This window comes from Gemmatimonadales bacterium, from assembly GCA_041390145.1.
GTDB lineage: Bacteria > Gemmatimonadota > Gemmatimonadetes > Gemmatimonadales > GWC2-71-9 > SPDF01.
The window spans coordinates 131,843-149,843 of sequence record JAWKQM010000010.1; the positions used below are offsets into that span (position 1 = coordinate 131,843).

The following is an 18,001-nucleotide window of genomic DNA, read 5'->3' on the forward strand; positions in this document are numbered from 1 at the left end:
GCCGTGTCTCCCGAATGGCGCCCGCCGTGCAGGCGCCGGTGATTCAGCCGACGCTGCCTTCGAGGCTGATGCCGAGGAGCTTCTGCGCCTCGACGGCGAATTCCATGGGCAGGTTCTGGAAGACGTCCTTGCAGAACCCGTTGACGATCATCGAGATCGCGTCCTCCGTGTCGAGGCCGCGCTGCTTGCAGTAAAAGATCTGGTCCTCGCCGATCTTCGACGTGGACGCTTCGTGCTCCACCGACGCGCTCGGATGCTGCACGTCGATGTACGGGAAGGTGTGGGCCCCGCAGGCGTTCCCGATCAGCATCGAGTCGCACTGGGTGTAGTTGCGGGCGCCGAGAGCCTTGGGGAGCATCTTGACCAGACCCCGGTAGCTGTTCTGCCCGCGGCCCGCGGAGATGCCCTTCGAGATGATGGTGCTGCGGGTGTTCTTCCCGACGTGGATCATCTTGGTGCCGGTGTCCGCCTGCTGGCGGTTGTTGACCACGGCCACCGAGTAGAACTCGCCGATCGAGTCGTCACCCTGCAGGATGACGCTGGGGTACTTCCAGGTGATGGAGGAGCCGGTTTCCACCTGGGTCCAGGTGATGCGCGACCGCGCGCCGGCGCACTTGCCGCGTTTGGTGACAAAGTTGTAGATGCCGCCCAGGCCCTCGCTGTCACCCGCGTACCAGTTCTGCACCGTGCTGTACTTGATGGTGGCCCCTTCGAGCGCCACCAGCTCCACCACCGCAGCGTGCAGCTGGTTGGTGTCGCGCTTGGGCGCGGTGCAGCCCTCGAGGTAGCTCACAGTGGCGCCCTCTTCGGCCACGATGAGGGTGCGCTCGAACTGCCCGGTGTCGGCGGCGTTGATCCGGAAGTAGGTCGACAACTCCATCGGGCAGGTGACGCCCTTGGGAATGAACACGAACGACCCGTCGGTAAAGACGGCGGCGTTGAGCGCGGCGTAGAAGTTGTCGCCGGCCGGCACGACGCTGCCGAGATACTTCTTGACGAGCTCGGGATGTTCCTTGACCGCCTCGGAGAAGGAGCAGAAGATGACGCCGGACTCCTTCAGCTTCTCCTTGAAGGTCGTGGCCACCGACACGCTGTCGAAGATGGCGTCCACCGCCACGCCGGAAAGCCGCTTCTGCTCGGAGAGGGAGATGCCCAGCTTCTCGTACGTGGCCAGGAGCTCCGGGTCAACCTCGTCGAGCGACCCGAGCGGCTTCACCTGCTTGGGCGCCGAGTAGTAGATGATGTCCTGGTAGTCGATGGGCGGATACTGCACGTTGGCCCAGTGCGGTTCCGTCATCTCGAGCCAGCGCCGGTAGGCGGCGAGGCGCCACTCAAGCAGGAACGCCGGCTCGTTCTTCTTGGCGGAAATCATCCGGATGGTGTCTTCGTTCAGCCCGCGCGGAACGCTGTCGGCTTCGATGTCGGTCACGAAGCCGTACTTGTATTCCTGCTGGACGTAGGATTCGACGGGTGAGGTCATCAATTGACTCCCTGGGGCCGGGTAATCCCGATGGACACCGGCGGGGTGAATTGCACTTGGTATTCACAGGCGGAACAGCCGTCGAGCACATGGGCCTGCAGGTCCACGGAGGCGCCAAGGGCCGCGCTCAGGAACCGCTCTTCGGCGGCACAGATTTCGGGGAAGCGCTCCGCCACCGCGCGGATGGCGCAGTTGTGCTCGGTGAGGGTCCCCCCCTCCGCCGAACCTTCCCAGCCCGGCATGAAGCCGTCCTCGTTCAACAACCGGGTGACCGCCGCCAGCCGGCGCTCGGCGGGCAGGTGCGCCAAATCCGCCGGCAGCCGCCGCAGGAGCGCGGCGTACCGCGCCTCGAGGGCGCCGACCACGGCGTCGCGGCCTTCCCGCTCCACCAGCGTCTCCAGCACATCAGTCAACGCCGACTCGTAGCGGCGCGGAAAAACGCGCTCCCCCGCGGGGGAGAGCCGATAGGCAAACACCGGAGCGCCAACGCCGCGCTGCTCCCGTTCATGCTCGAGCAACCCATCGACTTCGAGCTCCTTGAGATGATGCCGGATCGCGTTGAGTGATAGCCCGAGGCGCCCGGAGAGTTCCTTCGCGGTTACGCCTGGCGCAAGCTTGAGCTCCACGAGTATGGAAGCTCGGGGTCCCTTGTAGCCGACCGGGAGGGCGGCGGAGGCACGGAGGTGGGCAATCGGTATCGCCATATGGGCGGAATTCTAGGCGCCGAGCTCGGGATTGTCAAGTTCACGTGGCATTTTTGGTGCGAATTCATAAGACTCTATTTTACAACACATTAAATCGCCACTCCGCCGCATCTTCCGCGCTTCCGAACCTCCGCTGGCTGGTTTGGACTGGCCAGGGGGCCGAGGTCAGGCAGAGGACGATGGAGGGTCGGATGCAAGAGAGGGTCGGAAGGCGGCAGTTGATCGTAACCTGTTGTCATTAAACAGATAACTATACAGTCGTAGCTGTCACTACCCCTTTTGTTGAGTAGGTAGAGTCTTGTGCCCCTCCCACCCGAATGCGAGATTGGGCCATGACCATCCACCGAATCCGCCTCCTGGGCGACCCGATCCTCCGCACCCGGTGCGAACCAATCACCAAGCCGCGCTCCACGGCCGTCCGCGTAATCCTCGACGACATGCGCGAAACGCTGCGCGACTGGCAGTCCCGATTCGGGAGTGGCCGGGCCATCGCCGCACCCCAGATCGGCGCGCCGGTTCGGATGATCTATGTGGAGATGGACAAGCCGTGGGCCCTGATCAACCCGGAAATCATCGACATCGGCACCGAGGACTTCAGTGTCTGGGACGACTGCTTCTCGTTCCCGAACCTGATGGTGCAGGTGTCACGGGCGTACCGGATCCGGGTGCAGTACCAGGACATCAAGGGGGAGACCCACGAGGTGGACCTGGAGGGCGACCGTGCCGAGCTGCTGCAGCACGAGATCGATCATCTTGACGGGGTGCTGGCGGTGGACCGGCCCCACGGGCTCGACCCCTTCTGCCTGCGCGAGGAATGGAACCGGATCCATGCCTCGGAGGGTCGCTATGGCGAGCCGGAACCGCGCCATGCCAGCTATGCCACGCCGCTCACCGGCCTCATCTGACCGGGGCTAGAACCACCGCCCAATCCGCACGAACACATTGTCGGTGTGGGTCGTGGTCATACCGTAGGCCGCCTGGACATCACCGATCGGCGTCTCCACCGCAATTCCCCCGCGCACACCTCCCAGCCAATCGGCGCTGGTAAAGAGATCCCCCCCGTACGCGCTCCGCCCCGCTGCCGCCAGCACCTCCCACCGCAGCGAACCCCGGATCGGATGCGAAAGCTCGAGCCCGCCGAAGACTTCGCGGTCGCCGCGGAGTTGCTCCACCGACAGTCCCGGAAACCCCAGCGTGCCGCCAAGCGGAAACTGATCCTGCAACGGCAGGTCGGCGCCCCAGCCGAGTCGGGCAATCGGGGTCAGCGACAACTTCCCGACAGCGACCGTGTACGAAGTCGTGAGCGCCACCCGCTGGAACGAATCCGACCAGACCAGCGTCGCGTCCGTCTTCCACGGGCCCTGTGGCTGCCGGGCGAAGAACCGGACGCCGGCGCTCGAGCCATCCGAGGTCGAATCGGGGCTCCCCAACGGAACCTCGCCGCCGTTCCAGCTGCGCCCATCGACGCCGAGCCCGAGGACCCACCCGGCGGAGAACCCCTGCTCCACCCCGACGAACAGCACGCCCTGCCGAGTGTCGGTGCGCCCGGCACCGATCCCGCTGCTGGTGTAGAAGTTGATCGTCTGGTTCTTGAGATGGACCGACGCGGTCGGCGCCACCCAGGTGAGACCGGCGCCGAAGTACCGGCGGAATCCCACCGTGATGTCGTTGGTGAGCGTGCCGACGCCGAGCATCGCGCTCCATTCGATCGGCGTGCCGCCGAGCCGCCGGTCAAGGTACATCATGCCGGCCCGGGCGCCGAGGTCACGGTCGAACGCCATCGTCACCCCGGCGAGCCGGGACGGCGCAGGCGTCACGGTGGCCTGAAACGCCACGCGATTCTGGGAGGCCGGCGTTGGATGGAGCCACACGCCGGAATACCCGCCCAGCCTGCTGACCGCGTTCACCTGTCGCGCGAGCGCGGCCTCGTCGATCGGCGACCCCGGATAGAGCCCGAGGTAACGCTGGAGCAGTGCGGCATCCGTCGGCGCGCCGCCCCGCAGGGAGAAACTGGCCACCGTGCGCGGCAGGACACCGGTCGGCGCCGGCCCGATCGGGAGGCAGGCGGCCCCGGCCAGCGCCGAATCGGCGGCCGCTCGACCGCGTCGCCAGATCGAGTCCACCGTCGCCGGCGCAAAATCGAGGTTCTTGAACTGCTTGACGTCGGCGCGAATGTAGACATCGCCCGGACCGAGGGAGTCCGGGGGCTGGACGAAAAGAAACCCGGCGAGTTGGTCGGCCACCGCCAGCGGGCCCGCATCCAGCTCCTCGTCGGTGAGCAGCGGCGACGAGACGTCGGAAACGATCACGCGGGTGACGCCCGGCAGGGCGCGCGCGACCGTGACCGGGACGTTGGCGGAGAGCCCGCCATCGACGAGCAGACGACCGTCGATCCGTTCCGGTGCAAAGACAAGAGGCACTGACATGCTTGCCCGCACCGCCTGCGCCAGGTCGCCGGAGGAGAGCACGACGGTGTCGCGGGTGGCGAGATCGGTGGCCACAGCACGGAACGGGACGGGCAACCGATCAAAATCGCCCTGGGCCAGCAAGTTCGGGCGCAGCAGCAGCGCCGAGATGAGCGCGTTGGCGTCGGCTTGGTCGATGGAGGGACTTTGGAGCGTGAACCCCTTCTTGGTCACCGCCCAGGTGAGCAGGGGAGAAAACGGCTGCCAGGCAAGCGGGCCGTCCGGGGTGGACGAACCGAACAGGGTGGCCGGACTGTACAGGGTGGCGAGGGAGTCGGCCTCGCGCGACGAGGCGCCCCCGGCATAGAGCGCCCCGATGATGGCACCCATGCTGGTGCCGACGACGTAGTCGGGCCTTACTCCGAGGCTGTCCAGCGCGGCGATGACCCCGAGGTGCGCGATGCCTTTGGCGCCGCCGCCGGAGAGGACGAGCGCCGTCCGGCCGGTGGTGCAGGCGGGCGCCTGCGCAGCCAGCGGCACGACCCCCGCGGCCAGGGCGACGAAGGTCGCGCCAAGCCACCCCTTGCGCCGCGGGAAGGGAGTCCGCAATACTTGCCGCAGGACTCGCCGCACCCCCTGTGCGGCGGACCATCTTCCCGAGGGAGCGGCTGGCCAGATGACGTACGTGATCACGGAACCCTGCATTGGTGTCAAGGATCGGGCGTGTGTCGACGTCTGCCCGGTGGATTGCATCTACGAAGGTGAAGACCAGCTCTACATCAACGCGGACGAGTGCATCGATTGTGGCGCCTGCGAGCCGGAATGTCCGGTGACCGCCATCTTCCCTGAGGAAGATGTTCCGCCGCAATACACCGAGTTCATCGAGAAGAACAAAGTGGTATTTGAAGGCGACAATCCGCCGGGACGTCCGGACCGGTAGTCCCACCTCGCGACCACTGTGATGCGGCGCCACCCTCCGAAGTGGCGCCGCTTCTGTTTGGTGCCGAACTCCAAGGTTCGCCCGACAGGTGACGGCCGGCAAGTGGGTACCGTCGCGCCTTGCAGGCCTCGATCGGTCGGTTGCTGGGGTATGGACGCGAGGCGGCCCCGGAACCGTACTGCATGGCCGCGGTCCCGGAGCCGTAGGTTGGAAGGATTACAGAGACGTCGGAGGCCGGCGTGATACCAACCGAACCAGCGCCTCAATAGATAAGACACCTGAGAGGGCCAAAAGGTTTCACACCCCAGGCCGGGCCGGCCCTCCCAGCCCCTGCAGGAACAGTTGGAGGTGCCGGTTGAACGCCTCGGGTTGCTCCAGCGGGGCGAGGTGACCGGCGTCGGCAATGACGGCCAACTTGGCGCCAGGTATAGCCTTGGCCATCGCCTCCGACATCGCTGGAGGAGTGATGGCGTCCTCCGCTCCGACCGTGACCAGCGTGGGCAGCCCCTGCAGCGTGGGGAGCAATTCCGTCGAGTCTGGTCGGTCGCGCATGGCCGCGAGCGCGCCGATGAGGCCCGAGACCGGTGTCGCGGCCATCATGGCGCGGACGGAGTCGCGGAGCGGCTCGGGGGCGCCTTTCGCCAACAGCTTGGGGAACATCTGTTCGGCGATCAGGGCGGCGCCCCCGTCGCGTGCATCGGCCATGGCCGTTTCCCGTGCGCGGCGCGCTTCCGCGCTATCGGCCTGGGCTCGCGTGTCGGCGAGCACCAGCCCCCGGACGCGGGGTCGATGCCGGCGGAGAAACTCGAAGGCCACATATCCCCCCATCGACAGCGCCACCAGCACCACGTCGTCGACGCCCGCCGCATCGAGGAGCGCAACCAGGTCGTCGGCGTAGGTGGCCATGCTGTAGCCGAGGTCCGGCGCGTCGGAGCGTCCCATCCCGCGCAGATCGGGAATCAGCGTCCGCCACCCCGGAAAGGCTCCCGCCTGGTGTCGCCACAGCGTGCCGTTCAGGGGAAATCCGTGCACGAACAGCACGGCGGGCCCACTTCCGCGGTCGTCGAGGGCGAGTTCGACGCCGTGCACGGTCACCGACCGGTGCGACGGGTCCGCCGATGGGAGGGCGGGCACCAGAAAACCCCTCACGGCGTCGGGAATCGACGCGGGCGCGTCGTCGCGGCCGATGCACACGAACACTGACTCGGCCGTTGCGATCAGGGTGTCGTCGGACTCACGACGGGCCACCTGGCGCATGGTGAAGCTGGTGCGGCCGATGCGGGTGACGGCGAGCTGGAAGCGAAGTGACTGGCCAGGGTAGGCGGGAGCGTGGTACTCGATGACGGCACGGCGGACGGCGGGCCAGACGCCTTCGCGCTCGAAGAGGTCCATTCCCGGCCCGTCGGCGAGCATGTGCCAGCGCGCCCGTTCAAAATAGGCCAGGAATGACGCCTGGTTCAGGTGGCCATACGCGTCACAGTCACCGGGATAGACGGTGAAGACGACAGGCACCCCAGTCATCAGCTATTCTCCCTCGCAGCGATCGTCACCCATTCGAGCCGTCCCAACCCCAACCGGGAGTCGCCGATGCCCCCGACCACCGACTACATCCGCCACGCCGCCCGGCTGGCCCGCAAGATCCAGCTCGACGCCGCCCTCGGCGGGCCCCCGGCGCCCGACGCTGAATTCTACAAGACGCTTGCGAAGGCGTTCGAGGAAATCGCCGCCGGCCTCGAGCTGGTGGCCAAGCGGGACTGACTCAGTTGGCCGCGCCGCGCGTGAGCGGATACGAGCGGACGCGTTCCTGTCCATGCCGCTGGCGGTACATGCCGAGCACGTAGTCGACACCGATCTCGTCGACGCGCAAGCCCTCCGGCGTGGTGACCGTGCCGAGCCAGGTACCGTCTGGCGCAAAGACGGTCCAACTGGAAGCCGATGCCGGTGGATTGAGCGGCGCCGAGAGCCAGAGGGCGCCGGTCGCATCCACAAGCATCCGTCCAAAGGCGGGTTTCCGGGCGGGGAACGGCGCATTCTCGAGCGCGCGGACGAGGCTGCTGTCGAGTGTCGTGTTGAGCGTCTTGGCCCCGGTCTTCAGCCGGGTGATGGCGGCCGCGGTGAACTCCTTGGCGTCCGCCCGCGTCACTTCGTCGCGCGGGATCGCCGCCTGGAGTCCGCCCACCGGGGTGCCGTCCGGCCCGAATGCGGCGACCTCGAAGCTGGTCCCCGTCCCGATCAGCATGGTGTCAGCCCGGAGGGCGGCCACCGTCATGAGACCAAAGGGAACGGGGAACGGGGAAGGGGGGCCCTCGGCACGCACCTGCACGCCGAAGACCTCGCCCTGCGGGAACTTTCCGAACGACGCAACGGGTGTTCCGTCGAGCCCGAACCGCATGTAGGAAGCCGAATCGCGAACGACCTGCCCCGCCTTGCCGGGGAAGGGGTTCATCGAGCGGGTCAGCCGGACGAGCACGGAGCCATCCTGAAAGGTGGCCAGTGGTTCGGCGAGGGCCGCTGGATCGGCGGGCACGAGCAGCGCGGTGCGCACGAGCTTCCCCCGCGCATCGAAGAGCGTCAGCCGACGGGCGACGAAATCGTACGCCACCAGCGTGTCCGCCGCCCCGCGCCCGATCCAGCCGAGCGCGTGGAACTGGCCCTCCTCACCGCCGCGCCCCCCGACCGACAGCAGCAACTTGCCCGTCGAATCGAAGTACTGAATCGTCTGTTGCGAGCCGTCGGCCACCGCGATGCGGCCGTCGCTCAGCCGCACCACCGGCGCCACCCCGACAAAGGGGTGTTGGGGTTCACCGAGATCAAGCGTCGGTTCGCTCGCGACGGTCCACCGCTGCTCCGTACCCCACGCCGATGCGGAGTCACTGATCAGGCGCACCCCGGCGGAGTCCGCAATGAGTGGCCCGGCGTCCACGGTGGCCGTATTGACGGGTGTGTCGCGGCAGGCAGCGACCGAGGTCAGGACGGCTGTGGCCCAGGCGAGCGAGCGGAGAGTGGCGGTGGAGAGCGGTCGAGACATCATTACTCCAAATCGCATTCGTGATAAATGTGGAGGGGGCGACTGCATCGGGAGGAAATCTAGGCGGGGCGGGAGGATTAAGTCAGGTGCCAATAACGCCCACTAACCCGACAGTATGGCGACAACGACCCGACAACGGCACGAAAAATATGGCAGTTGCGACTGTTCACCAGTAGCGGCACTATTCGGCATGCCTGTTTCCTCCAATGCAGCTCAACGCTCCGGCTCCGCTGGCTCGCCACTCGATATCGAGGTCGTGGCCGACCAGGAGGCGTTCGATCGCCTCCTCGACTCCCTTGCCGGCGAACCCCTGCTCGCCATCGATACCGAGGCGGCCAGCTTCCATCGGTACGAGGACCGCGTCTACCTCCTGCAGATTTCCTCGCGCGACCGCACGGCGGTCGTCGACCCCCTCGGCATTGAACGTATTGACCGCTTTGCGTCCCTCCTCGCCGATCCACGGATCGAGGTCATCTTCCATGATGCGGATTACGACCTGCGCCTGCTCGAGCGCCAGTACGGCATCCGCGCCGCGCGCCTCTTCGACACCCGGATCGCCGCCCAGTTCCTCAACGAACCGGGCATCGGCCTGGCTGCGCTGCTCCAGAAGTACTTCGGGGTGACGCTGAACAAGAAGTACCAGCGCGCCGACTGGTCGGCCCGCCCGCTCTCGGATGAGATGCTGGCCTATGCGGCCACCGATACGCACTACCTCCCCGGGCTGCGGGATGAGCTGCGCGGGCAACTCGAGGCGCTCGGCCGGCTTTCCTGGGTCGAGGAGGAGTTTGCGCTGCTGGAAGGGGTGGCCTGGGCGGTGGTCGAACCCGGCGAATCATCCTACCTGCGGCTGAAGGGCGCCAAGGCGCTCAAGGGCCGCGAGCTGGCGCTGCTGCGAGCCGTGTACGACTGGCGCGAGGAGACCGCACGCCGCCTGGACCGCGCGTCGTTCCGGATCCTCAACAATGAGCCGCTGTTCACCATGGCACGCCAGCCGCCTCGCACCCTGGAAGAGCTGCAGCGGGTGAAGGGGGTGGGCCCGGAGACCATCGCACGGCGCGGCGGCGAGATTCTCGACGCCATCGAGAAGGCCATGGCGATCCCGGAGCGGGATCTCCCCCGGCTGCCGCGCCAGCCCCGCCGGGCGCCGGATCCGGCGGCGGACGCCCGCCTCGACCGCCTGAAAGCCGCGCGGAATCTCATCGCGCAGCGGCTCGACCTGGCACCGGGGGTCACCTGTCCGAACGGCACCCTGGAGGAAATCGCGCGGCAGGCGCCGGCGACCCTTGAGGCCCTCGAGGCAATTCCGTCGATGCGTCGCTGGCAGCGGGAAGAATTCGGGAAGGAACTGCTGGCCGCCGTGCCGGAGCCACCTGCGGCCCCGGCCGGCGGCTGACGGCTAGCCGAGGAAGGCCCGCACCCGCGGGTCCATCCGCTCCGGCGTCCAGTAGGGCTCCCACACCAACTCCACCTCGACGCTGTTGACCCCCTCGAGGTCGGCCACCACCGACTGCACATCGCCCATGATTTCCGGCCCCGAGGGGCAGCCCGGCGAGGTCAGGCTCATGGTGATGTGCACGTCGCCCGCCTCCGAGATGGCGACGTCATAGATCAACCCGATATCCACAACATTCAGCCCCAGCTCAGGGTCTTTCACGCCTTTCAGCGCCTTCCGAACAAGATCGGTCGTCAACATGGTCCACCTCCCTCTTGGCAAGCTATCGGGTCGGCCGGCCGCGCGTCAACGCAACTCACAGTGCTCGCTGTCCGTTCCGAGGTCGTGCCGATGGCGCGCCACCCACCGGTACAGATGGTCGGCGACCGACGCCACGCCGGGCAGGCTCGCGACGGCCGCGAGGAGCTTCCCGCCACGCAGCCACGGGAGCAGCGCGATGACGCCACGTGCGCCGCGCTCCACCCGGCCATCGGGCAACACGACATGCAGGGCTTCCTCCAGTTCGGCATCGGACAGCGCCGGGACCCCGGTCACCTGGTGGCGCTCCTGGTAGGGCACCTGTCGCAGGCGGCCTTTTCCATCCCAGCGAGCGAGCCGGCGCGACCAGTCGCGGCAGAAGCCGCAGCGGCCATCATAGAGAACCAGCGGGCGGTCTGGCACCGGGCCGCTACCGCACCGGTGGAGCGCGGAGCGAGCCGGGAGGAAGTGAGTAGAGCAGGCGAACGGTGGCGCGGTCCCGGGCGGAGGGCACGGTCACCCGCGTCACGGGGAACATGACATCCGAACTCTCCGCGGAGTGCGGCAATCCGATGGCGTGACCGAGCTCGTGCACGGCGGCCCCGAGCAACGCCTCGTCGGTAAAGAGCGAGTCGCCGGCATTCCGGGTCGCCAGCGACACGTGGGCACGGACCACCGGCCCTGCGTTCGACCACTGCAGGTTGGTCTCGCCAGCCTTGTTGCCGAGGGCAAAGCTCTCCTGCCACTGGAAGGTGATGTCCGCATCACTGCTGTCGCCGGTAAACGAGAACCAGAGACCAACATCCGCCGCCTGCCAGCGGGAGGCAGCCTCCCGAACAAAATCAGCCATCCGGACTCCGTAGTCCGGGGAGCCCCCCTCGAGGATGGCAATCCGGAAGGGGCGCCCTCCCCGGTCGGGCCACCGCCGGACCAGGGAGTCGGTGCTCACCAGCATCGAATCGAGGTATGTTTGTCCGGCATCGCGGGCGAGGAGCGCCCGCGCGGCGGCTCGCAGGCTGTCAGTGGCGGCGTTCGGGGGAGCATCCGGATCGGGGGCGGTAGCTGCGGCGACTGACTGGTGTGCGCGCGCCGCCCGGTACCGCCGGGCGGTGCCGACAAACAGCAGGATGACGAAGGCCGTCAACATCAGGGTGAGCAGTCGCTGCATGAGAAGGGAAATATGGGCCGGAAGGCGGAACCGCCGCCACATCGGGTAGCGGGCAGGGTCCGCGCCCCCTAACATTGGCGGGTTCGGGTCCCCATCCCAGGCCCTGCCGACCAGGAGAAGACCACGCAGTGTTCATGAGGTTGTTCGCGCGGGCCGTCGTCAAGTATCGCTGGGCGGTCATCGGGCTCTGGGTGGTCATCGGAACCGTGGCGGTCATTCAGGCGCGGCACACCCCTGAGCGCCTCGACATCCGGGGCGGCAGTACGCGCGAGACCGAGGCGGTGCTTGCCGATCGCCTCCTGCAGAGCCGCTTCAGCCGCTCCATCGGCGAGTTCTTTGCGATCACCCTGGAAGCGCCGAGCCCGATCGACCGCCCCGGGCCCGCGGCGGTGCTCGATTCGCTCATCGCGACGCTTCGACGCGAGCCCTACGTCCGGTCGATCCTCTCCTTTCCCACCCTCGGCGACTCGCTCTTCATCAGCGCCGACGGCCGGACCACGCTCATCCTGGCGGCGCTGAACGTCGAAGGGGCGGACGCCGGCAAGTACGTGATTCCCGCACGCACCGCCATTCGCCGGGCGCTCGCCGCATTTCCCGATCAGGCGGATTATCAGGTCATCGTGACGGGCCGCGCCGCGCTTGACCTCGATATCCGCAGCGTGAGCGCCGACGACAGTCGGCGCAGCGAGATGCGCGTCCTCCCGCTCACCCTGATCGTGCTGGTGCTGGCGTTCGGCGCGCTCGTCGCGGCGCTGCTCCCGGTCGCGGTCGGGATCCTGGCCATCTTCGTGGCGCTTGCCCTGATTGGCGTGGTGGCGCTCTTCACCTCCATGTCGGTGTTCGTGCTCAATCTCACGACGATGATCGGGCTGGGCGTCGGCATCGATTATTCGCTGCTCATCGTGACCCGCTTCCGCGAGGAACTGAAACGCGGCCTCCGGCGGCATGAAGCGGCGCGGCGCACCCTCGCGACCGCCGGGTCCGCCGTGGTCACCTCCGGGCTGACGGTACTGGTCGGCTTTGCCGCCCTGCTGATTCCGCCGATGGTGGAGACCCGCAGCATCGGCCTGAGCGGGTTGGTCGTCGTGGCGGTGGCGGTGATGCTGTCGACCACGCTCCTGCCGGCGCTCCTGGCCATCCTCGGCCGGGCCATCGACGAGCCGCGGTGGCTGGCCAAGCGACTTGCCTGGTACCACGCCCCGACGATCTGGGAGCGGTGGGCGCGTTCCCTCGGTCGGCATCCCTACCGCGCGCTTACACTCGGCGGACTCGGGGTCCTGCTGCTGACCGCGCCGGTCTTCCTCCTCAAGATCGGCCTCCCCTCCCGGCACTGGTGGCCGAGCGCCACCGAGGCGGGCCGGGGGGCGGAGACGCTCGCGGCCATGGGGGCATCGGGCGTGATGCTGCCGATTCGCGTGCTCGTGGAGGTTCCGGAAGGGGAAACGATCACCACCGCCACCCGGCTGCGCGGGCTCCGCAACCTCACCGACTCGCTGGCGGCAGATCCGCGAGTCGGTCGGGTCACCAGCCTGATGACCCCCCGACGGGGGGCCTCGCTCCTGGAGTATTCGGTCCTCTACAGCGACATCCCCGCGGCGCGCGCCGAGATGGGTGATTTTCTGGACGCCTACCTGGGCTCCGATCAGCGGATCACGCTGGTGGACGTCTTCCCCGCCGACACCACGAGCCTCACCACCTCGATGGACCTGGTGCGGGACATCCGCGCCAGGGTCAAGGAACCGATTCGGGGGCTCAAGGGCGCGACGATCATCGTCGGCGGGTACACCGCGGCGGCCACGGACTTCCAGGACGACCTGCTCGCCATCTTCCCGCTCCTGATCGGCGTGGTGCTCGGCGTGACGGCCCTCATGCTCGCCATCGCGTTCCGCTCGGTCCTGGTGCCGATCAAGGCGATCGTGATGAACAGCCTCTCGGTGAGCGCCACCTTCGGGCTCAGCGTGCTGGTCTTCCAGTATGGCTGGGGGGCGGGGCTGTTCGGGCTCGACGGCCCGACGTCGGCGATCTACGTGGTGGTGCCGGTCATGGTGTTTGCGATCGTGTTCGGCTTGAGCATGGATTACGAGGTCTTCCTGCTGAGCCGGATCAAGGAGGCGTACGACCGCACCGGCAAGAACAACGAAGCGACGATGGAGGGCCTCTCGGCCACCGCCTCGGTCATCACCTCGGCGGCGCTCATCATGATCTTCGTGTTCGGCGCGTTCGCGTTCGCGCGGGTCCTGATGGTGCAATTCCTCGGCTTCGGTCTGGCCGTTGCCGTGCTCCTCGACGCGACCCTCATCCGCATGGTGCTGGTGCCGGCCTTCATGCACATCGCCGGGCGCTGGAACTGGTGGCCCGGAGTCAGGAAGGAACCGAGCACCGAGGAGTGAACCTTACCGCTTTGCCTCCAGCCAGTTCTTCCCCACCCCGACATCCACCACCAGCGGCACCGAGAGGGTCGCGGCCCCTTCCATCAGGCGCTTGACCAGCGGCCGCACGCGGTCGACCTCCTCCTCCGGCGCCTCGAACACCAGTTCGTCATGCACCTGCAGGAGCATCCTCGTGCGGTACTGGCCCTCGCGGAGCGCGTCGTGAATCCGGCGCATGGCCACCTTGATCAGGTCGGCGGCCGAGCCCTGGAGCGGGGTGTTCTGCGCGGTGCGTTCGGCGAACGCCCGCACGTTGAAGTTCTTGTCACGAATGTCGGTGATGTAGCGCCGGCGGCCGAGGAGGGTCTCCACGTATCCCTGTTCGCGGGCGATCTCCACCTGTCGGTCGAGGAAGGTCCGGACCCCGGCAAAGCGTTCGAAGTATTGCGCGATGAACTCCTTCGCCTCCTCCTGCGAAATCCCCAGCTGCTTCGAAAGCGCAAACGGCCCCTGTCCGTAGATAGTGCCGAAATTGATCGTCTTGGCCCGGGCCCGCATCTCGGAGGTGACCTCGGCGAGGGGGACGCCGAAGATGATGGCCGCCGTCTGCCGGTGGATGTCCTCGCCCTGGCGGAACGCGGCGGTGAACGCGGGGTCGCCGGAGAGGTGCGCCATCAGCCGGAGCTCGATCTGGGAGTAGTCCGCCGCGACGAAGAGGCACCCGGGCGCGGGGATGAACCCCGCGCGGATCTCTTCGCCGCGCGGGGTGCGCACCGGGATGTTCTGGAGGTTCGGGTCCGAGGAGCTGAGGCGGCCCGTGGCCGCGCCCGTCTGGTTGAAGCTGGTGTGGATGCGCCCCGTGGTGGCGTTGACCCGGGCGGGCAGGACCTCGACGTAGGTGGAGCGCAGCTTCTGGAGCTCCCGGTACTCGAGAATCAGTCGCGGGATGTCGTGCCCCATCGCGGCGAGCTGTTCGAGGACGTCGGCATCGGTGGACGGGCCGGTGCGCGTCTTCTTCAGCACCGGCAGCTGCTGCTGCTCGAAGAGCACCTGCCCGAGTTGCTTCGGTGAATTGAGGTTGAAGGTGGTGCCCGCCGCCGCATGGATCTCGGTCTCGAGCCGCGCGAGTTCCACGGCCATCTCGCGGGAGAGCCGCTCGAAGAGGGCAAGGTCGATGGCGATCCCCGCCCATTCCATGTCCACCAGCACCTCGACCAGCGGCATCTCGAGCGTCTCGAGCAGCGGCTCGAGCGCCATCTCCTTCAACTGCGGCGCGAAGAAGTCGTGCAGAGCCAGCACGGTGGCGCTGTCGGCGCCGCAGTACGCCGCCGCGTCCGTCACCGGCACCTCCGCGAAGGGGATCTGCGCCGCCCCCTTGCCGGTGAGGTCGGTGTAGCTCCGCATCCCCCGCCCGAGGTGCTCGAGGCTCAGCGCGTCGATGCCGTGCGAGCGGCGACCCGGATCGAGGACGAAACTGGCCAGCATGGAGTCGTAGGCGACGCCGCCGAGCTCGACACCCGCGCGGCGCAGTACCTGCCAGTCGTACTTGATGTTCTGGCCGGCCTTGGGGACGGAGGGGTCGCGCAGCAGCTCGGCGATCGGCGCGCAGGCGGAGTCGGTGATGGCGGGGAGGTTGCGCACCGGTTCCGGCGCCGCCAGCGCCCCGGCCCGAGGGCGGTGGCCAAACGGGAGGTACCAGACCTCCGTCGCGCTGGCGGCGAGTGACAGACCGATGAGCTCCGCGTCGTGGGGCTCGAGCGAGGTGGTCTCGGTGTCCAGCGCAAGGAGCGGGGCGGTTCGCAGGCGCCGGGCCAGGTCCGCCAACGACGCCGGGTCATCGACGACGGTGACCTGGAGGTCGCTGAAAGCGCCCTCGGCGGGGCCGCGGGGCGGCGGGGCGGTTTCTGTGCCCTCCACTTCTGCCCCGCTGCCCCCCTGCCCAGCAGCCCCTCCCAATCCCAGTCTCCGCGCCAGCGCATAGAACTCGAGTTCCGCGAGGACGCGCGCGAGCGCCTCCCGGTCTGGTTCCTGGCGCGCCATGGTGGCCGGATCGAAGGTGGTCGGGACGTCCTTCTGGATCGTGACCAGTTCGCGCGAGAGCCGGGCAAGATCGGCGTGCTCCAGGAGTGCCTCGCGCGCCCGCTTGCCCGACACCTCGGCCGCGTGGGCCAGGATCGTCTCGAGGTCCCCGTATTCCTCCAAGAGCTTGCGTGCCCCCTTGTCGCCGATGCCCTTGACGCCGGGGACGTTGTCGGAGCTGTCGCCGACCATGGCCAAGTAGTCGGTGACCTGCGTCGGCGGCACGCCGAGGCGATCGGCGGCGTTGGATTCGTCGACGTAGATCTCCTCGACGGCGCCGGGGCCGCCGCGCCCCGGGTTGAGGAGCGCCACCCGCGGCCCGATCAACTGGTAGAAATCCTTGTCGCCCGACACGATCACCACCTGGATGCCCTGCGCGGCGGCCTGCACCGCCAGCGTCCCGATGACGTCGTCCGCCTCGTACCCCTCGACCGCCACGAGGGGCACATGCCAGGCGGCGAGCAGCTGGGTGATGCGCTCCACCGCGGTGTCGAAGTCGGCCTGCAGCTCCTCGTCGAGCTTCTCGCGGGTGGACTTGTACTCGGGGTACTTCTCGTTGCGGAAGGAATTGCCGGCGTCGTGGACCCAGACGACGTAGGAGGGATGATGGGTGTCGAGCAGGCGGGCCAGGAAGTTGGCCACGCCCCAGGCCGCGGAGGTGTTCTCCCCCTTGGCCGTGCGCAGCGGGCGGGAGATCATGGCGAAGAAGGCGCGATAGATCAGGGCGAAGCCGTCGATCAGGAAGAGCCGCGGCGCCTCCCCCGTGTCACCGGGTGCGGTCACGACTCTCCCCGCCGCACGCGCGTGAGCACGCGCTCATAATCGGCGCGCGAATCGGATGTCAGGCGAAAGCGGCTGACGTTGGCCGTATCCTCGAACACGACCTCGAGGCGCAGCTGGGTGTAGGTCCATCGAATCACCCGGCCCTGGACCGTCGAGCTGCCGTTGTAGATCTCCTCCGGATCGCCGAGCGTGATGAACACCATCCCCCGGTCGGTGCGCCAGCCGGGCACTTCCTCGTCGGTGAATCGCTGGTTGGCGATGGCCATCCGGCCGAAGTACTGCTCCAGCGCCTCGTTCTCCGGGGTGGCCGGGACGGGATCGGTGTTCTTGTAGAACTCCTGCCAGAGACGGGGCCGCTCCTCGGGCGACGCCTTCTTGAGCCGTTTGACCTCCTCATCGTGACCGAAGTACCGCAACAGATCCACCATCTCGGTGTAGTTGGTCAGAATCCACGCACCGGAAAAAGAGACCAGGGCGCTGGTTTGCCGGACGGCGGAGTCCTTGCCGACCCGGATCCGCAGCTCACCAAGGGGCTGGTTGTCGGGGACGATTCGGATTACCTGCGACTCGACTTCGCGCGCGCCGGTGAACCGGAGCGTGTCGCGCGTGATGACGCTGTCCATGTTGTCGATGATCTGGAAGGGCACGACGGTCGGCCCCGCGAAGTTGTAGCCCTCGACCAGGGCGAGCAGGGTGTCGCCACCATAGCTCACGGTGCCGCGGGGGCTCAACACGAGCGCGAGATCCTGGTCCCGGCTGCGCCGCCCGGTCACCTGGTAGGCGAGGATGGGCGCACTGAACGACGCGGCGCTGAAGTCCGGAGCCGTGAAGTTGGCCTCGGCCTGGGTCTGGCGACCGGAAACGGGGTCGCGCACCGAGACGGTGATCCGATACTCTCCGCTCTTCAGGTGAAAGAGCTGCTGAAAGAGCACGCTCTCGTCGTTGCGAAGCGTCTCCGAAAAATCGGTGACACGGACCTCCTGGTCCCGTGCGAAGCGAATCGGCTGCGCGTCGGGCGAGTCGAGGTACATCTCGACCCGGTACTCGGCCAGGAAGTTCGAGCCCTCCTTGCGGAAGGACAGTGCGCGATTTTCGATCGAGAGCCCGAGGATCGCCTTCACCGAGTCGCCGGGTCCCGCAGCGACCGCCACCGAGCCCACGAACGGCAGGGGGGGACCTGCCGCCAGCCGCCCCATCGACCGGTAGACCGCGGGCATGTCGAAGAGACTGGTGAGCGTCTCCTCGGGCGATGGCGTGGCGCTGGTGCCCACGCGCTGCCAGGAGCTGCACGCCATCATCGGCAGAAGGAGGAGAAGCAGACTGTCGCGGAACCGGAGCACGAGGCCCCCTTCGAT

General features: G+C 67.7%; 15 protein-coding genes. 5 read left to right on the plus strand and 10 right to left on the minus strand.

Annotated elements, in window-relative coordinates:
- Window positions 1-43: 43 nt before the first annotated feature.
- Together sufB and R2910_10290 are read right to left on the minus strand one after the other, a co-directional pair.
- Window positions 44-1,480: a Fe-S cluster assembly protein SufB gene (gene sufB, locus R2910_10285; GenBank protein ID MEZ4413361.1), complete on the minus strand. Its 1,437-nt coding sequence runs from the start codon at window positions 1,478-1,480 to the stop codon at window positions 44-46.
- Complete coding sequence (locus R2910_10290) at window positions 1,480-2,184, minus strand: helix-turn-helix domain-containing protein (GenBank protein ID MEZ4413362.1); 705 nt, start codon at window positions 2,182-2,184, stop codon at window positions 1,480-1,482. Before R2910_10290 ends, sufB begins: the two co-directional genes overlap by 1 nt.
- A gap of 332 nt (window positions 2,185-2,516) precedes the next feature.
- Here R2910_10290 and R2910_10295 point away from each other — a divergent pair, with 332 nt between their 5' ends.
- On the plus strand, window positions 2,517-3,089 hold the full coding sequence (locus R2910_10295; GenBank protein ID MEZ4413363.1) for a peptide deformylase: 573 nt from the start codon (window positions 2,517-2,519) through the stop codon (window positions 3,087-3,089).
- A gap of 6 nt (window positions 3,090-3,095) precedes the next feature.
- Here R2910_10295 and R2910_10300 read toward each other — a convergent pair whose 3' ends face one another.
- Window positions 3,096-5,198 (minus strand): patatin-like phospholipase family protein, encoded by a 2,103-nt coding sequence (locus R2910_10300; GenBank protein ID MEZ4413364.1) that lies wholly within the window; start codon window positions 5,196-5,198, stop codon window positions 3,096-3,098.
- Between the two features lie 67 nt (window positions 5,199-5,265).
- Between R2910_10300 and R2910_10305 the strand changes: the two genes are divergently transcribed.
- Window positions 5,266-5,529 (plus strand): ferredoxin family protein, encoded by a 264-nt coding sequence (locus R2910_10305; protein MEZ4413365.1) that lies wholly within the window; start codon window positions 5,266-5,268, stop codon window positions 5,527-5,529.
- Window positions 5,530-5,826: 297 nt separating this feature from the next.
- On the opposite strand, the gene R2910_10310 is transcribed toward R2910_10305, so the two are convergent.
- A complete protein-coding gene (locus R2910_10310) occupies window positions 5,827-7,050 on the minus strand; it encodes an alpha/beta fold hydrolase (protein ID MEZ4413366.1) in 1,224 nt (407 codons plus the stop codon).
- Window positions 7,051-7,116: 66 nt separating this feature from the next.
- Between R2910_10310 and R2910_10315 the strand changes: the two genes are divergently transcribed.
- Window positions 7,117-7,287: a hypothetical protein gene (locus R2910_10315; GenBank protein ID MEZ4413367.1), complete on the plus strand. Its 171-nt coding sequence runs from the start codon at window positions 7,117-7,119 to the stop codon at window positions 7,285-7,287.
- Between the two features lies 1 nt (window position 7,288).
- Here the strand turns inward: R2910_10315 and R2910_10320 are convergent, their stop codons facing one another.
- Window positions 7,289-8,557 (minus strand): hypothetical protein, encoded by a 1,269-nt coding sequence (locus tag R2910_10320; GenBank protein MEZ4413368.1) that lies wholly within the window; start codon window positions 8,555-8,557, stop codon window positions 7,289-7,291.
- 190 nt (window positions 8,558-8,747) lie between these two features.
- Between R2910_10320 and R2910_10325 the strand changes: the two genes are divergently transcribed.
- Window positions 8,748-9,950: a ribonuclease D gene (locus tag R2910_10325; GenBank protein MEZ4413369.1), complete on the plus strand. Its 1,203-nt coding sequence runs from the start codon at window positions 8,748-8,750 to the stop codon at window positions 9,948-9,950.
- 3 nt (window positions 9,951-9,953) lie between these two features.
- Here the strand turns inward: R2910_10325 and R2910_10330 are convergent, their stop codons facing one another.
- The 3 genes from R2910_10330 to R2910_10340 are packed head-to-tail and all read right to left on the minus strand — an operon-like array spanning window position 9,954 to window position 11,415.
- Complete coding sequence (locus R2910_10330) at window positions 9,954-10,250, minus strand: iron-sulfur cluster assembly protein (GenBank protein ID MEZ4413370.1); 297 nt, start codon at window positions 10,248-10,250, stop codon at window positions 9,954-9,956.
- A gap of 45 nt (window positions 10,251-10,295) precedes the next feature.
- On the minus strand, window positions 10,296-10,670 hold the full coding sequence (locus R2910_10335) for a DUF393 domain-containing protein (GenBank protein MEZ4413371.1): 375 nt from the start codon (window positions 10,668-10,670) through the stop codon (window positions 10,296-10,298).
- A gap of 7 nt (window positions 10,671-10,677) precedes the next feature.
- A complete protein-coding gene (locus R2910_10340; protein MEZ4413372.1) occupies window positions 10,678-11,415 on the minus strand; it encodes a matrixin family metalloprotease in 738 nt (245 codons plus the stop codon).
- Between the two features lie 134 nt (window positions 11,416-11,549).
- Between R2910_10340 and R2910_10345 the strand changes: the two genes are divergently transcribed.
- Window positions 11,550-13,805 carry an MMPL family transporter gene (locus R2910_10345; GenBank protein ID MEZ4413373.1) on the plus strand — a complete coding sequence of 752 codons (2,256 nt, stop codon included), beginning with the start codon at window positions 11,550-11,552 and terminating at the stop codon, window positions 13,803-13,805.
- A gap of 3 nt (window positions 13,806-13,808) precedes the next feature.
- Here the strand turns inward: R2910_10345 and polA are convergent, their stop codons facing one another.
- Both polA and R2910_10355 read right to left on the minus strand, forming a co-directional pair.
- Entirely contained in the window at window positions 13,809-16,646 is a 2,838-nt protein-coding gene (gene polA / locus R2910_10350; GenBank protein MEZ4413374.1) for a DNA polymerase I, read from the minus strand.
- Window positions 16,643-18,001, minus strand: a 1,359-nt coding sequence (locus R2910_10355; protein ID MEZ4413375.1) for a GWxTD domain-containing protein, incomplete at its 5' end; no start/stop codon positions are given. The genes polA and R2910_10355, both read right to left, overlap by 4 nt.

Bases quoted from the DNA above. Each gene is read 5' to 3' on its own strand.
- R2910_10325 (MEZ4413369.1), top strand. From the start codon at position 8,748: ATGCCTGTTTCCTCCAATGCAGCTCAACGCTCCGGCTCCGCTGGCTCG.
- R2910_10310 (MEZ4413366.1), bottom strand. From the start codon at position 7,050: ATGACTGGGGTGCCTGTCGTCTTCACCGTCTATCCCGGTGACTGTGAC.
- R2910_10290 (MEZ4413362.1), bottom strand. From the start codon at position 2,184: ATGGCGATACCGATTGCCCACCTCCGTGCCTCCGCCGCCCTCCCGGTC.
- R2910_10345 (MEZ4413373.1), top strand. From the start codon at position 11,550: ATGAGGTTGTTCGCGCGGGCCGTCGTCAAGTATCGCTGGGCGGTCATC.
- R2910_10330 (MEZ4413370.1), bottom strand. From the start codon at position 10,250: ATGTTGACGACCGATCTTGTTCGGAAGGCGCTGAAAGGCGTGAAAGAC.
- R2910_10295 (MEZ4413363.1), top strand. From the start codon at position 2,517: ATGACCATCCACCGAATCCGCCTCCTGGGCGACCCGATCCTCCGCACC.
- R2910_10340 (MEZ4413372.1), bottom strand. From the start codon at position 11,415: ATGCAGCGACTGCTCACCCTGATGTTGACGGCCTTCGTCATCCTGCTG.
- R2910_10315 (MEZ4413367.1), top strand. From the start codon at position 7,117: ATGCCCCCGACCACCGACTACATCCGCCACGCCGCCCGGCTGGCCCGC.
- sufB (MEZ4413361.1), bottom strand. From the start codon at position 1,480: ATGACCTCACCCGTCGAATCCTACGTCCAGCAGGAATACAAGTACGGC.
- R2910_10320 (MEZ4413368.1), bottom strand. From the start codon at position 8,557: ATGTCTCGACCGCTCTCCACCGCCACTCTCCGCTCGCTCGCCTGGGCC.
- R2910_10305 (MEZ4413365.1), top strand. From the start codon at position 5,266: ATGACGTACGTGATCACGGAACCCTGCATTGGTGTCAAGGATCGGGCG.